This is a genomic window from Curtobacterium sp. MMLR14_002, assembly GCF_001864975.1.
GTDB lineage: Bacteria > Actinomycetota > Actinomycetes > Actinomycetales > Microbacteriaceae > Curtobacterium > Curtobacterium flaccumfaciens.
In genome coordinates, this window is record NZ_MJGT01000066.1 from 1 (window position 1) to 15,026 (window position 15,026).

General features: G+C 71.1%; 13 protein-coding genes. 5 read left to right on the top strand and 8 right to left on the bottom strand.

Annotation, left to right across the window (positions count from 1 at the left end):
* Positions 1–447: 447 nt before the first annotated feature.
* The 4 genes from BIU91_RS13010 to BIU91_RS18945 all read right to left on the bottom strand — a co-directional run bounded on the left by BIU91_RS13010 (position 448) and on the right by BIU91_RS18945 (position 3,284).
* Positions 448–669: a cold-shock protein gene (locus BIU91_RS13010; RefSeq protein WP_306789659.1), complete on the bottom strand. Its 222-nt coding sequence runs from the start codon at positions 667–669 to the stop codon at positions 448–450.
* 4 nt (positions 670–673) lie between these two features.
* A complete protein-coding gene (locus BIU91_RS13015; protein ID WP_071405797.1) occupies positions 674–1,783 on the bottom strand; it encodes an acyl-CoA desaturase in 1,110 nt (369 codons plus the stop codon).
* 134 nt (positions 1,784–1,917) lie between these two features.
* The gene (locus BIU91_RS13020; RefSeq protein ID WP_071405798.1) at positions 1,918–2,958 is read right to left on the bottom strand and encodes an AraC family transcriptional regulator; all 1,041 of its coding nucleotides are present in this window, start codon (positions 2,956–2,958) and stop codon (positions 1,918–1,920) included.
* The gene (locus BIU91_RS18945; protein ID WP_071405799.1) at positions 2,952–3,284 is read right to left on the bottom strand and encodes a hypothetical protein; all 333 of its coding nucleotides are present in this window, start codon (positions 3,282–3,284) and stop codon (positions 2,952–2,954) included. Before BIU91_RS18945 ends, BIU91_RS13020 begins: the two co-directional genes overlap by 7 nt.
* A 184-nt stretch (positions 3,285–3,468) precedes the next feature.
* Between BIU91_RS18945 and BIU91_RS13030 the strand changes: the two genes are divergently transcribed.
* From BIU91_RS13030 to BIU91_RS13045, 4 genes are all read left to right on the top strand, one after another.
* Entirely contained in the window at positions 3,469–4,257 is a 789-nt protein-coding gene (locus BIU91_RS13030; RefSeq protein ID WP_071405800.1) for a helix-turn-helix transcriptional regulator, read from the top strand.
* Positions 4,250–4,963, top strand: coding sequence for a GAF and ANTAR domain-containing protein (locus BIU91_RS13035; protein ID WP_084741246.1), 714 nt, complete (start codon positions 4,250–4,252; stop codon positions 4,961–4,963). Before BIU91_RS13030 ends, BIU91_RS13035 begins: the two co-directional genes overlap by 8 nt.
* Positions 4,960–5,673: a GAF and ANTAR domain-containing protein gene (locus tag BIU91_RS13040; protein WP_071405801.1), complete on the top strand. Its 714-nt coding sequence runs from the start codon at positions 4,960–4,962 to the stop codon at positions 5,671–5,673. Before BIU91_RS13035 ends, BIU91_RS13040 begins: the two co-directional genes overlap by 4 nt.
* A gap of 89 nt (positions 5,674–5,762) precedes the next feature.
* Positions 5,763–6,809, top strand: a complete 1,047-nt coding sequence (locus BIU91_RS13045; protein ID WP_084741248.1) for a LacI family DNA-binding transcriptional regulator — start codon at positions 5,763–5,765, stop codon at positions 6,807–6,809.
* Positions 6,810–6,992: 183 nt separating this feature from the next.
* On the opposite strand, the gene BIU91_RS13050 is transcribed toward BIU91_RS13045, so the two are convergent.
* From BIU91_RS13050 to BIU91_RS13065, 4 genes are read right to left on the bottom strand one after another with little or no spacing between them, the layout of a single operon-like run.
* On the bottom strand, positions 6,993–9,515 hold the full coding sequence (locus BIU91_RS13050; protein ID WP_071405802.1) for a TIM-barrel domain-containing protein: 2,523 nt from the start codon (positions 9,513–9,515) through the stop codon (positions 6,993–6,995).
* Positions 9,516–9,525: 10 nt separating this feature from the next.
* Positions 9,526–10,437 (bottom strand): carbohydrate ABC transporter permease, encoded by a 912-nt coding sequence (locus tag BIU91_RS13055; protein WP_071405803.1) that lies wholly within the window; start codon positions 10,435–10,437, stop codon positions 9,526–9,528.
* On the bottom strand, positions 10,434–11,405 hold the full coding sequence (locus tag BIU91_RS13060; RefSeq protein ID WP_071405804.1) for a sugar ABC transporter permease: 972 nt from the start codon (positions 11,403–11,405) through the stop codon (positions 10,434–10,436). Before BIU91_RS13060 ends, BIU91_RS13055 begins: the two co-directional genes overlap by 4 nt.
* A gap of 25 nt (positions 11,406–11,430) precedes the next feature.
* Positions 11,431–12,702: an extracellular solute-binding protein gene (locus tag BIU91_RS13065; RefSeq protein WP_084741250.1), complete on the bottom strand. Its 1,272-nt coding sequence runs from the start codon at positions 12,700–12,702 to the stop codon at positions 11,431–11,433.
* Between the two features lie 365 nt (positions 12,703–13,067).
* On the opposite strand from BIU91_RS13065, the gene BIU91_RS13070 reads away from it, so the two are divergent.
* The gene (locus BIU91_RS13070) at positions 13,068–14,897 is read left to right on the top strand and encodes a BCCT family transporter (RefSeq protein WP_253183754.1); all 1,830 of its coding nucleotides are present in this window, start codon (positions 13,068–13,070) and stop codon (positions 14,895–14,897) included.
* Positions 14,898–15,026 lie beyond the last annotated feature (129 nt).

Genomic DNA, 15,026 nt, shown 5'->3' on the forward strand with positions numbered 1-15,026 from the left:
ACCGGGCCTCCCGTCCGTCATGTGCGGACGCCGGGCCGGGGGGGGGGGGCGCCGTCGTCACGGGCTGGGCGACACCTCACGTGCTCACGTCCGCGTGGTCTGTCGCTCAGCGCGAAACACCTTCCAGCCCCCGCTATGGACCGGGCGCACGACGGATGGGAGGTGGGCCCTATCCGCCGGTTCCGCCGTCACGCGCCAGCGGCACGACGGCCGTGCCGGGAGGGACGGTGCCAGCTGGCACCGGGCCTCCCGTCCGTCCCGTGGTGCGCCGGGTCGGCGGCCCCCGCCGAGAATCCGTTCCGCGGACAGGCTGCGGGTGCCGGGACGCGCGGTCTGCCCAGCGGGGCGAGACTCGGCCGGCCGCGGCCGCGGCCGCGGCGACGGCGACACGCACAACGAGCAACGCCCCGACCGGACCGGTCGGGGCGTTGCTCGTGGTGGTGCCGATCAGCGGATGATCGAGATGTTGTCCGCCTGCGGGCCCTTCTTGCCGGGCCCTATCTCGTACTGCACGTGGTCGTCCTGGGCGAGCGGCCGGGAGCCGGTCGCCGCGACGATGCTGGAGAAGTGCGCGAACAGGTCCTGGGACCCGTCGTCGGGGTGGATGAAGCCGAACCCCTTGCTGTGGTCGAACCACTTGACGGTGCCCGTGGGCATGGCGGTCAGCACGGCGTCAGTGCATGCGCAGCTGCGCGACCATGGGGCACGCGAAGGGGTCGCGGGCGGCGAGGCCGACGCGGTTGAGGTACCGGACGACGATCCCGTACGAGCGCAGCAGCGTGGTCTCGGTGTACGGCACGTCGAGGGTGTCGCAGTGGTCACGCACGAGCAGGCGAGCCTGCTTCAGCGCCGGACGCGGCATCGACGGGAACAGGTGGTGCTCGACCTGGTAGTTCAGGCCACCCATCAGGAACGACACCCACCAGCCGCCACGGATGTTGCGCGACGTGCGCACCTGACGGGAGAAGAAGTCGACCTTCGCGTCGTGCGCGATCGTCGGCATGCCCTTGTGGTTCGGGGCGAACGAGGCACCCATCATCACGCCGAACACGGCCAGCTGCACCCCGAGGAACGCACACGCCATCCCGAACGGCAGGAACCAGAACACCACCGTCAGGTAGATCGCGAAACGGGCAACGAGCAGGGCGCCTTCGATGAGGCGGTGCTTCTTGTCGGCCTTGGTGCCGTTGCCGGTGACGATGGACATCACGGCGTAGCGGTGCAGGTTCAGGCCCTCGAGCGTGAGGAGGGGGAAGAAGAGCCACCCCTGGAAGCGCATGAAGGTCTTCATCGCGCCGCCCTTGACGGCGGCGGCGTCCTCCGGCAGGAAGCGGATGCCGTCGGGGGCGATGTCGGGGTCCTTGCCGACGGTGTTCGGGTTGCCGTGGTGACGGGTGTGCTTGTTCATCCACCACGAGTAGCTGAGGCCCACGAGGAACGTACCGAGCCAGCGGCCCGCGCGGTCGTTCCACTTCTGGGACTCGAACACCTGACGGTGCGCGGCTTCGTGCGACAGGAACGCGAACTGCGTGAACAGCACGCCCAGCGCACCGGCCACGATCAGCTGGAACCACGAGTCACCCAGGAACGCGAACGCGACCCAGGTGAGGGCGAGGCTGCCGACGAGTGCGCCGAACAGTGCCCAGTAGAAACCGGTACGACGGCGCAGGAGGCCGTTCTCCTTCACCTGCGCCAGGAGCGCGGAGTAGGTCGAGGTGCCCTTGCGGGCCCCCGTAGCGGGACGAGTGCGGGTGTAACCCGGAGCGAGCGGAGTGGTGGTCATGTGGACCGCCTTCCGGTACGGATCGGTCCTTCAACCGGTTCGAGGGAGTTCACGCGATTGCGCTTGCGGCGACCCTAGGGGCCGAACTTGCGTGTTCACCGTGGTGTCCAGAACACGTTGCGCAGTGCACGAACTCAGCCCGCGTGGCGCTCCGGACCGTCCGCGCACCGACCGGACGATGCGCGCAACGTCTGTCCCGGGTACTCCCCGAACCGACGGAAGTACGTGCCCGAGAACCGCCCCAGGTGCCGGAAGCCCCAGGCCATCGCGGCCTCGCTCACACTCGTCTCGTGCCGGCTGCTGGACTCCAGTGCCGCGCGCACCCGATCGAGCCGCATCCGCAGCAGGAACGTCATCGGCGACACACCGTGCTCCCGCATGAAGGCCGTCTGCAGGGTCCGCGGGCTCACGCCCACGGCGTCGCAGATGTCGGCCAGGCACAACGTCCGCTCGCAGTGTCCTTCGAGGTAGGCCTCGGCGAGCTCGACCGTCGACGGCGTCACCGCACGGCGGAGGACCGCGGGCGTCCGCACGCCGAAGGCTCCGAGTACGGCCTCGACCAGCGCGACCTGCGCACCGGTCCGGGCACCGGACGTGAACCCGTCGCGCGTCGCGGTGACGGCCACCTGCTCGACGCACCGGCGCAGGTGTTCGAGGGCAGCGACGGCGGGCTCGGCACCCCGCGTCGGCAGTTCGGACGCTGCTCCCAGCGACGAGCGCACCTGGTCGAGGAGCGACCGGTCGATGCTCACGAGCTGCAGCGTGCCCTTCGGGGCGCGCACCGAGAACTCCCCGGACGTCGGCATCAGGACGGGCGTGCCCGGGCGGGTCTCGAGGACGACGCCGTCCTCGACGGCGATGCGGACACCTCCGGTGCTCGACCACCCGACGACGATGCGGTCGATGGGCTCGAAGACCCCGGAGAAGCCGGAGGTCGCCGACGCCGTGACGAGGCTCACGCAACCGTCCCGTCGGGTCCGGTAGCGGAACCGGAACGGCAGCCGGAAGGCGTCGTCCTCGACGTCGAAGCGCACGTCACGGCCGTGCCCGGCCTGGGCGAGCACGCGTGCGGCGAAGGCCCGGTCGGTACCGGATCGTTCGGTGCGGCGTCGCTGCGCGTCGATCCTCGCGGTGACGGTCCGGGCGGCGTCGGTCCCGTGGACCGCGGTCAGCACGGTGCCTCGTCGAAGCGCTGTCCGCAGCGGTGTTCGAACCAGGCGCGGGCGTCCTGCAGGCTCGCTCGCCGGTCGTGCTCGTGCAGCGCCGCCATGAGCGTGCAGTCGAACCCGTCCACCGTGCGCTCGATGAAGCCGAGGAGCATGTCGGGGTCCCCCCATGCAGCTGCGGCGTCGACCACCCGCCAGCACCCGGCGTCGACCGGCTGGACGCGGATGTCCGTCGGGTCCGTCGCGGCGAGCGCACGGATCCGATCGGTGTGGACGACCTGCTGCCAGACGGCGGCCTCGGTCATCACGGTCGTGGATCCCTGGCGGTGTCCCATCGCGCCCTCCCTGTCGGTTCGATGTGGCGCATCGCTTCGACCGCGATGCACGAGACACTTTCAGTATCGACAGGACGATTCCGGTCATGTCAGGGGTTGACTTCGCACCGCGCAAGGTGGACCATCCGTCGCCTCGATCGGTGCCCTGGGAGCGCGCCATCGGCGGGTCCCGTACGGTCGGCGCATGAGCGACGGGAGCAGCGCGACCCAGGACGGCCCGCCCCGACTCTCGCGTGCGGTCCGGGATGCGATGCGGTTCGTCCACGAGCAGGCTGCGGCCCACATCACCGTCGCCGACGTCGCCGCGGCCGTGCAGCTGTCGCCGCGGAGCCTGCAGAAGCGGTTCCAGGCCGAGATCGGGCAGTCCCCCGGAACCTTCCTGCGCGCCGTGCGCCTGGAGGGTGTCCGTCGCGACCTGCAGGAAGCCTCCGGTGCGCCGGACCGGCGGACGATCGCGGAGATCGCCGAGCGCTGGCAGTTCAGCAACGCGGGCCGGATGGCTGCGGCGTTCCGTGCGGCGTACGGCATCGCGCCCTCGTCGGCGCTGCGGTCCTTCGTTCCCGAGGACGACGAGGACGGCGCACCGAGCCTGTCGGACCGGAACCAGCGGCGCTTCCGCCTGGTGCTCGACTGCGAGGTCGACGTCGACGACGCGAAGGCGGTGCTCGCCGGTGCCCTGCAACGCGCGGGGACCGGTCCGTGGCGGGACTACCGGCCGGACGGCGGCAGCGAGGACCTGATGGCGTTCCTGCTCGGCAACGCGGTGCGGACGGTGGTGCGTGAGACCTCCGGCGTGACGCTGGTGGCCCTGGACGCGATGCTCCGGGTGCAGGACGAGCAGGGGTCGTACCCGCCCGCAGAGCTGCCGGCCTGGCGCGCCGGCCCACCGCCGAACGTGCCTGCACCGTCCGGATCGTCCGACACCGACCAGCGCGTAGGATCGAGAGACGGCAGGGAAGGCGCCCATGGATGACGCATTCGAGCGTGCACTCCGTGCGCTCCGGTCGGCAGAGATCGCCGACGACGAACTCAGTCGGCCGTTCGCGCTCGCGCTGCCGATGGGCGGTGTCTCGATCTCGACCTTCGGTGACCTGTGCCCGAGCGAAACCGTGTCCGCGACGGACGAGGTCGCCACTCGCGTCGACGAGATCCAGTTCGACCTGTCCGAGGGACCCTGCTGGGCCGCGCTCGCGACCGATGCTCCAGTGCTGGAGACGGATCTCGTGCAGCGTCCGAACGCCGCGTGGCCTGCCTTCAACGATGCCGTCCGGAGCGAACCCGTCGGCGCGGTCTTCGCGTTCCCGGTCGCCTTCGGGCCGTTCCCGCTCGGCGCGGTCGACGTGTACGTGCCGGAGCCCGCGACGATCGAGGACGACACCGTGCGGCAGGCCATGACCCTCGCCTCGGCCGTCAGCCGCCGGGTCCTGCGCCGGGCGCTCCGCTCCATCGCGGACGAGGACGACGCCCTGCTCGACCGCAGCCCGTCGTCGCGGCGCGTGGTGCACCAGGCCACCGGGGTCGTGCTCGCGCAGCTCGACATCAGCCCCGAGGACGCCTACCTGCTGCTGCAGGGCCACGCCTTCGCCCGCCGGACGACGATGCGGCGGGTGGCGGAGGAGATCCTCGACGGCACGGTCCGGTTCGAGAAGCGAGGCGACCTGATCGAGGAGGTCCAGTGACGACGGCAGGCCGAGAAGCCCGGATCCTGGAGACGTTCACGTCGCTCGCCGACACCCTGGTGGACGCCTACGACGTCGTGGAACTGCTGCAGACCCTGGTCGAGACGTGCGCCGACGTGCTCGGCATCGACGCCGCGGGCATCCTGCTGGCGAACGACGACCAGGAGCTCGAGGTCGTGGCCTCCACCTCCGAGGCGACGCGGCTCGTCGAGGTGCTGCAGCTCGACGCCGAGGCCGGCCCCTGCATGACCTCGTTCGCGACCGGACGGGTCGTGACGTGCCCGGACATCGAGGTCGCCCCGGCGGAGTGGGCGATGTTCCGCACGGGTGCGCTCGCGCTCGGGTTCCGGTCGGTGCACGCCGTCCCGCTCCGGCTGGGGAGCAACGTCATCGGCACGCTCAACCTGTTCGGGGCCGGCGTCGGTGCCCTCGCGGAGTCGGACCTGCGCGTCGCCCGCGCCCTGGCGGACGTGGCGACGATCGGCATCCTGCACGAACGGTCGCTGCGCGAGCACGAGGTCGTCCGCGCGCAGCTGCAGCGGACCATCGGGTCGCGCGAGGTCATCGAGCAGGCCAAGGGCGTCGTGTCGTACCTGCGCGGTGTCTCGATCGAGGACGCCTTCGCGGTGATCCGTGGGTACGCGCTCGAGCACCACGAGCCGCTCTCCGAGGTCGCCCGCGCGATCGTGCAGCGCCGACTCGTCCCCTGACGACCGCGGGCGAGCAACCCCGACCGCGGGCGAGGACGCACGACCGCGGACGAGCAACCACGGCCCCCTCCGCCCGCTACGGTGAGCGGATGGGCAAGGTCACGCTGCAGGACGTCGCCGCGCACGCCGGCGTCTCGATGAAGACCGTGTCCAACGTCGTCCGTGGCTACCAGCACGTCAGCGACCCGATGCGCAGCCGGGTGCAGGCCGCCATCGACGAGCTCGGGTACCGCCCGAACGTCTCGGGCCGGTCCCTGGCGACCGGACGCTCGAACATGCTCGCCTTCGCGTTCCCCGACCTGCGGCGTCCGTACTTCGCCGAACTGGCCCACGTGTTCTCCCGGGTGTGCGCCGACCGCGGCTACCAGCTCCTGCTCGAGGAGACCGGCGGCGACCCCGACGGTGAACGCTCAGCGGTGCGGGGACGCGAGGCCGGTGTGGTCGACGGGGTCGTGATCCACCCGCAGGTGCTCACGCCCGAGGCCATCGACCGGATCCGCGGGGACACCGCCGTGGTGTTCCTCGGCGAGGACGTCCGGCCCCCGCACGCCGACCAGGTCGTCATCGACAACGCCGGGGCCGCCACCGAGGCCGTCGCGCACCTCGTGGCGCTCGGCTGCCGCCGCGTCGGGTTCTTCGGGCACGAGACCGGCCCGTCGTCGCGCACGTCCGGACTGCGTCTGGACGGCTACCGCGCCGGACTCGTCGCCGCGGGCCTGCCGCTCGACGACGCGTTGCTGGTCCCCCGCGAGGTCGGCGACGCCGCCGGTGCCGAGGTCGCCTTCGGCGCCGCGCTCGACGCCGGACTCCGCGTCGACGGTCTGCTCTGCCGCGACGACCTGGCTGCACTCGGGGCGCTCCGGGCGATGCGTCTGCGCGGCCTGGACGCCCCCGGCGACGTCGCCGTCGTCGGGTGGGACGCGGTCGGCCTCGGGTCGAGCCTGGTGCCGAGCCTGACCTCCGTCGCGCCCGACACGGTCGCCCTCGCCGACACCGCGCTCGACCTGCTGGTCGAGCGGATGGACGGCTCCGACGTGCCGGGCCGGCTGGTCACGGTCGGCCACCGCCTGCTCGTCGGGGAGAGCGCGCCGTACGCGGACGGCACGTCCGACCGGGCGGCGCACCAGGGCGCCTGACGGCGGACGGGAGGCCCGTGGCGGTGCTGCCACGGGCCTCCCGTCCGAAGTGTGGCCGACCCCAGGTCACGTGGCGGCGCCGCCACCCCTCCCTCGCAGGCTCGGTCGGCGCGGCCCGCGTGTCGCTGGCGCGACACCGCTGAGCGTGCCGCGCCCGTCCGCAATCCCCCCCGTCGCGTGCCGTCAGCGGCCTGCGGGAGCCGACTCCCCCGGGTGCACGCTGCCGAGCAGCTCGACGACGACGTCCCGCAGGGCGTCGGGCAGGCCGACGGTGCCGAGCTCGACGATGCGGTCCGCACGCGGCAGGTCCTTCGCCACGACCTCCCACGCCTCGAGCTTCTCCGGGTTGCCGGCCTGCGCGCCCTCGAGGACCCGCCGCACGGCCTCCCGCGCGTCGACACCGACGACCGGAGCGCCGACCAGCGTGACCGATCCGCCCGACGCCGAATCGACGGACAGGTCGACCGAGAACCGGTCGGCCGAGCGTGCCGATGTCGGTTGCCCGTCGGCCGGTGCGGCGAGGAACGTGATCCGCCAGTCGCGGTGGGCGGGGACGACGTCGAGGGCTCCGGTGGTGGCGTGCACCCGGAACTCGGCGTGCTCTGGGTCCCAGGTCAGGCGGGTCCGGGCGGTGCGGCTGCCCTCGCCCTCGTGGTCCTCGACCAGGGTGAAGTCACCCGTCGCACCCGGTGCGACGAGGACCTCGAACGCCGTCGGGTTGACGGTGGCGTCGAGCTGGTCCTCCGCGGCGAGCGGCAGGATCCCACCGGCGCGCAGCAGGACCGGCACCGTGTCGAGCGTGCGGTGCAGGTCGACGAACCGGTCGCCCGCGTACACCGTGCCGGTGAAGACGTCGGTCCAGGTGCCCGGCGGCAGCCAGGCCCGGGCCACCCCGTGCCGGCTGACCGGGTCGCTCGGCGCCACGATCGGGGCGACGAGCAGCTCCGAACCGAACGCGTAGGTGTTCGGCACCCGGTACGCCTCGTCGCGGCGCGGCTCCAGGTGGTAGAGCGGCCGGACCAGCGCGGTGCCCTCGGCGGTGCCGTGGTTCATCGTGTGCAGGTACGGCACCAGGCGGTGACGGAAGCGGAGTGCCTCCCCCATCGCGGCGCGGGCCTCGGCGGGGAACGCCCACGGCTCCTTGCGGATGAACGGGTTGTTGGCGGAGTGCAGGCGCATGATCGGCGAGAACACCCCGAACTGCACCCAGCGGGTGGCGAGCTCGTCGTCGCGGACGCCGCGCGTGTGGCCGCCGATGTCGTGGCTCCACCAGGGGTAGCCGATGTTGGCGGCGGTGGCGGTGAACTCGGGCTGGAACGCCAGGGACGCCCACGACACGACGGCGTCGCCGGAGAACCCGACGGCGTACCGGTGGCTGCCGGGGCCGGCGTAGCGCGAGAAGGTCATGCCGTCGACGGGGGCCGGGACCGCGGTTGCGTCGGTGTCGGTCTCGGCGTCCGCGGTGGTGTCGGTGTCCGCGGTCGTGTCGCCGGTTGCGTCTCCGCCCGACGGCGCGTGTCGCGCCGAGTCGAGCAGGTGGAAGTGGTTGAGCAGCCACAGCGGGTCGACCCCGGGCAGCCCGGTCTCACGACCCTGCTGCCAGTCGATCCACCAGAAGTCGACTCCCTGCTCCTCGAGCGGGCGGTGCAGCTGCTCGAAGTAGGCCTGCAGGAACCGCCGGTCCGTCGGGTCGAACGGGATCGGCTGCTCGGTCTCCGGGTCGACGCCCATCGCCCGCGCCACCGCGGGGTAGGCGTCCTCGAACGCCCGCACGCCGTCTGCCGGGTGCAGGTTCAGCGTCGTGCGCATCCCCCGGCGGTGCAGCTCGGCGAGGAAGGCCTCGGGGTCCGGGAACAGCGACGGCTCCCAGGAGTACCCCGTCCAGCCGTTGCCGAAGCGCGGCGGGACCGAGTCCACCCGGTGCCAGTCCATGTCGATGACGGCGACCGAGAACGGCAGGTGTTCGGCGGCGAAGCGGTCCAGCAGCTCGAGGTACGAGGTGTCGCTGTACGGGTGGTACCGGCTCCACCAGTTGCCGAGTGCCCACCGCGGCATCCGTGAGGGCGGCCCGGAGACGGCGTGGTACGTGCGGAGCGCGGCGTCGTAGTCGCGGCCGTACGCGAAGACCGTGACGTCGCGGCGCCCGGGGACCCGTGTGCCGATCCAGCCGTCGTCCGCGAACAGGAACGACTCGCTGTCGTCGAGCGCGGTGATGCCGTCGCGGGCCAGGATCCCCGACTCGAGCGGCATCCGGCCGTCGACGTCGTCGAGGGTGCGGCCGGTGCCGCCGAGGTCGCGCGGCTCCTGCCCCCAGCGCCAGCGGTTGGCGTCCGGACCGGTGGTCTCGACGACCAGGCCGCTCGGGCTGAAGGGGCGGCCGTCGTAGCGCAGGCGGGCGCGGTCCGTGGTGACGACGACGCCGGCGGCGGTGCCGGTGCCGTCGGCGGCGGCCGTCCGCTCCACGGTGAACGCCGGCACGGGCAGGCGTCGGCGCATCGCGAAGGTCGACGCCCGGTCCTCGAACCCGCCGTCGTCGCTCCACTCGATGCGGAACGCCCCGGCGTCGAGCACGGTGATGCGCCAGTGGTCGCCGGTGACGACGGCTGCGGGGTGGGCGACCGGGTCCGAACCCGGGAACGGACGGATGGTGGGGAGGACGGCGCCGGTGGTGCCGGTCGTGCTGGTGCCGGTGGTGCTGCTGCTCACGTGGTGCCTCTCAGCTCTTGACCGCGCCCTGCGTCACGCCGCTGATGACCCAGCGCTGCGCGAACAGGTAGACGATGATCGTGGGCGCCATCGCCATCAGGTACGAGGCGAAGGCGACGTTGTAGTTGGTGCCGAACTGACTCTGGAAGATGTTCTGCACCACGGGCAGGGTCTGCAACCCCGGATCCGCCGTGATGAGCGACGGCATCATGAAGTCGTTCCACGATGCCAGGAACGCGAAGATGCCGACCGTCGCGTTCATCGGGCCGAGGAGCGGCAGGATGATCCGCCAGAAGATCTGCCACGTGGACGCCCCGTCGATGCGGGCGCTCTCCTCGAGTTCGACCGGGATCGACCGCAGGTACGCCGAGTAGAGCAGCACGCTGAACGACAGTTGGAACATGGCGTGCAGGATCCCGACGCCGATCGGGTTGTCGAGGCCGATCTCGGCGGTCAGCTTGATCTGCGGCAGCGCCACCACCGGGAACGGCAGGAACATCGCCGCGAGCAGGTAGACGAACGAGTACCGGAAGAACCGCTTGTGCCAGTTCCGGACGATCGCGTACGAGGCGAACGAGCTGAGCAGCAGCGTCGCGACGACGGTGAGCGCCGCGACGCCCAGCGACACCGAGAAGGACACCGGGAACCGGGTCAGCTGCCAGGCCTCGGCGAACGAGCCCGGGTTGAACGGGAACGGCAGCGAGAGTGCATTGCCGTCGACGGACTGCTCGGTCGTCTTGAAGGCCATCGAGAGCGTCACGTACAGCGGGATGAGCACGGTCAGTGACGCGAGGCCGAGGACCACGGTCAGCGTCCAGTTCGTGCCGCCCAGTCGTCGGCGGGGGCCGCGGCCGGAACGTCCGCCGCCGCCGGTGGTCACGGCGCGGGTGTCGGTCGGGGGTCGTGTGTCGATGGCGGTCATGCGAGTCGCAGGTTCCTTCCGCGGGTCGCCGCGAGCTGCAGCACGGAGATGAGGACGGTGATGATGAAGAACACGGTCGCGTTCGCCATCTGGTAGGCGTAGTCGCCGCCGGTGAAGCCGCCGAAGATGGTCATCGCGACGCTGCTCGTCGCGCTGCCGGGGCCGCCGTTGGTCAGACCGACGATCACGTCGTAGGCGCCGAGGTAGCCCTTCACACCGAGCACGGTGTTGATGACGATGAAGCCACCGAGCAGCGGGAGCGTGATCGAGCGGAGCTGCTTCCAGCCGGTCGCGCCGTCGAGCGCACTGGCCTCGTACAGCTCTTCGGGGATGGACGTCAGGCCCGCCGTGTAGATGAGGAGCGCGCCGGGCACGGTCTGCCAGGCGGACACGATCACGATCGCGAGCCAGGCGAGGTTCGGGTCGCCGAGGATGCTCTGCTCGAGCGGGCCGAAACCGACGCTCGTGGCCAGGGCCGGCACGGTGTTCGAGAACAGGAAGTTGAACACGTAGGCGACGATGATCCCCGAGATCACCATCGGGATGACGAACACCGACCGCAGCCCGGCGGCGAACCGGATCTTCTTCGCCAGGGCGATCGCCAGGGACAGCGCGACGACCTGCGTGACGACGACGGTGACGGCCGCGAAGCCGAGCGTGAAGCCGTACGACGCCAGGATCGCCGGGTCGGAGACGAGCGCCTTGTAGTTCTCGACGCCGATGAAGTCCCACTGCCCGAACCCCAGGTAGTCGGTGAAGCTGTAGAAGACGCCGACGCAGGCGGGGGCGACGACGAACGCCGTGAACAGCACGAGGGCCGGCACGAGGAACAGGTAGTACATGCCCTCGGTGCGGCTGAGTGAACCGACACCGCGGGAACCCACACGCCGGTGCGTGCGGGCTGCGTCGGTCGCCGGTCCGGAGGTCGCCGGGTCGGTGTCGCGGGAGAGCGGGGTCTGCATGGTCATGGTGGCTCCTGTGTCCTGGTCCGGCTCAGACCGTCGCGGAACGGCCGGCGAGCCGCCGCCAGTCCGAGTCGAGCCGCTGCAGCATCGAGGTGAAGTCCCCGCTCCGGATCGCCGACTGCAGGTAGTTGCCGAGCGGGATCGACGTGGGGATGAAGGTGCCGGCGCCCTGGTAGAACGCGGCGTCGTCGACGTACTGCTGCAGGCCGGCGAGGCGCTCGTCCTGCTGCGGTGGTGCGTCGATGCGGGGCGAGTACGCCAGGTTGTCGCGGTTGTAGGCGTCGATGACCTCGGGCTGCATGAGGAACTCGACGAGCTCCTTCGCCTGCTCCGGGTGCTCGGACGCCGTGGGGATCCAGAGCCCGAGGTCGATGTTGACCCGGGCCTTGCGGTCGGCCGGGTCGTTCGACACCGGCAGGGCGAAGGTGCCGACGGGCAGCTTGTCGTCGATCAGCGCGATCTGCCCGAGCGCCCACGGGCCCTGCAGGTACATCGCGGCCTCGCCCTTGCCGAACGCCAGGTTGCCGTCGGCGTAGGCCCGGGTGGCGTGGTCGCGGTTGAAGAACGACGAGATGGTCTTCGCGCGCTCCATCGGCACCGCGAAGTCCTTCTCGAACGACACCTCGGAGTCCGGGCCGACGTCGGCGCCGAGGGCCTTCATCTTGCGGAAGAACGAGCCGGTGTCGACGAGGCTGCCCACCGAGTAGTCGAACAGGCCCTGCCAGAGCGTCCAGGTGTCCCGGTCGGTGGCGTAGATCGGCGTGATGCCGGCCTTCTGCAGGGTCCGGCAGACCTCGACGAACTCGTCCCACGTCGTCGGGACCGGCAGGTCGTGCTCGGCGAAGATCCGCTTGTTGTAGATCACCCCGGCCGCGGCGAGCGAGTACGGCAGCACGCTCGTGCGGTCCTCGAACTTGGCGTACTGGTTCGTGAGGGTGTCGATGTCCGGGCGGACCCGCGCCGCCGACGGCAGGTCACCGAGGTCGCTGAGCACGCCGCGCGAGATGTACCGGGCGAGCTCGAGGTTGTCGTTGAAGCAGCCGACGTCCGCCGGTTCACCGCGGACGAACTGCGGGGCGATGGCCGCCGTGCTGTCGTGCACGACCGACAAGCCGGTGTGCTCCCCCTCGAACTTCCGCAGCAGCTTGTCGAAGTACGCGATGACCTCCTGCTTCTGCTCGTAGAAGCGGAGCGTCGTGGCTCCACCGGCGGCACGCCCCGGAGTCGCGCACCCGGCGAGCGCCATCGTGCCGAGTGCGATGCCACCGGCCGCGCCCGCGAGGAACCCCCGCCGGCTCACCGCCGCCTGGAGTGTTGCGGTCCTGCTTCCCACCATCGGGTCTCTCCCTCGTCGCGCATCGTCGCGCAGGCTCCTGTTTACAGCGCTGTAAAGCGTACGTCAACGTTGTAATCGCATGTGGCAGTGGTCAGTGCGCCCCACGGACGGGAGGCACGGTGCCAGCCCGCCCCGCGCCTCCCGTCCGCCGCGCAGCGCGTCCACCGCCGCGCGCCGCCGCTTGGTGCGAGGTTGCGCACTCCGTGCGAGGGCCGGAGCGCCGCACCGAGTGCGGAACCTCGCACGGAGCGCGCCGGGGGCGCACCACGGCAGCGCCCACGACACGCCTGGGCGAACACACAGGAACGCGAGCAGGCACCATGGACTGCATGGCAAGCACCACTCCTCCCCTGCCCGGACCCGTGACCACGACACCGCAGTTGCGGCGGTGGGTGTTCTGGCCCGCCGCCGTCATCGTGCTGGGGTTCGTGGCCTTCACCCTGATCTCCCCCTCCACCGCCGAGGCGCTGTTCCTCGGTCTGCAGGACGGCATCGTCAAGAACTTCAGCTGGTACTACGTGCTGATCGCCGCGTTCTTCGTCGGCTTCTCGCTGTTCGTCGGCTTCAGCCGCTTCGGTGACATCAAGCTCGGCAAGGACCAGGACGAGCCCGAGTTCTCGACCGGTTCGTGGTTCGCACTGCTCTTCGCCGCCGGCATGGGCATCGGCCTCGTCTTCTACGGCGTGTCCGAGCCCCTCAGCCACTTCGCCTCCCCGCGCCCCGGCGTCACCGGCACCGAGAAGGAGCTCGCGCAGCAGGCACTGACCCAGACGTTCCTGCACTGGGGCCTGCACGCGTGGGCGATCTACGTCGTCCTCGGCCTGGCCCTGGCGTACGCGATCCACCGCCGGGGTCGCCCGGTGTCGATCCGCTGGGCCCTCGAACCGCTGCTCGGCAACCGCGTCCGCGGCGGCTGGGGCAACCTGATCGACGTCATCGCCCTGGTCGGCACGCTGTTCGGTGTGGCGACCTCGCTCGGCCTCGGCGTCATCCAGATCGGTGCCGGACTCGAGAGCGCCGGCATCGCCGAGAGCAGCATCGTCAGCCAGATCGCCATCATCGCGGTGATCACCGCCGTCACGATCGTCTCGCTCGTCACCGGTGTGACCAAGGGCATGAAGATCCTGTCGAACTTCAACCTGCTGCTCGCCGCCGCGCTGCTGCTGTTCGTGCTCATCGTCGGCCCGACGCAGTTCCTGCTGCGTGACTTCGTGCAGTCGATCGGCTCCTACCTGCAGAACATCGTCGGCCTGTCGTTCAACGTCACCGCGCAGCAGGGCGCCGAGGGCGAGGCCTGGCAGGGCGCCTGGACCACCTTCTACTGGGGCTGGTGGATGTCGTGGGCCCCGTTCGTCGGTGTCTTCATCGCCCGCATCTCCAAGGGCCGCACGGTCCGCCAGTTCGTGTTCGGTGTCCTGCTGGTGCCGACCGCTCTCACGTTCCTGTGGTTCGCCGTCCTCGGTGGCACCGCGATCCACCGCCAGACCGACGGTTCGGGTGGCCTGATCGGCTCGGACGGCTCGGTCGACATCGAGGGCTCGCTGTTCGCGGTCCTCGGCGACCTGCCCGCCGGCATGGTCCTGACCTACGGCGCGATCCTGCTCATCGGCGTGTTCTTCGTGACCTCGTCGGACTCCGGGTCGCTCGTGATGGCGATGATCGCGTCGGGGGGTGACATCGAGCCGAAGAACTGGCTGCGGGTCTTCTTCGCCGGTGTCGCTGCGCTGCTCGCCGTCGCCCTGCTGCTCAGCGGTGGACTGAACGCCCTGAAGACGGCGGCGATCACGACCGCGTTGCCGTTCAGCATCGTCCTGCTGCTCACCTGTTGGTCGACGATCATCGCCTTCACCCGTGAGCGCCGTGCCTACGACAAGGCCGAGCGCGAGGTGTTGCTCGAGCACGTCGGCGCCTACTACGGCCTCGAGGTCGAGGCACCGACCGAGCGTCCGGCACGGTCCGGCCTCGGCCGCCCCTGGGCCGCGGTGAAGAACCGCGTGCGCGGCGGCCGCGGAACCGCGGCACCGACGGTGGGCGCGGGCGCGCTCGAGGACTTCCCGGTGCGGCCCGAGTCGATCTCGGCCGACCCTGCGGTCGACCCGAGCCTCGACGCGCGACCGGCAGCGGACGACGGGCCCGCGACGGAGCAGCCGGAGCGCTGACGCGGCGCGCCACGCGCCGCGCGCGGTGTGGTGCGAGGTTCCGTAGTCGGTGCGACGAACGTGCCCTCGCACCGGAGACGGAACCGCGCACGGGCCGTCAACGCGACCACCTGACGGACGGGAGGCACG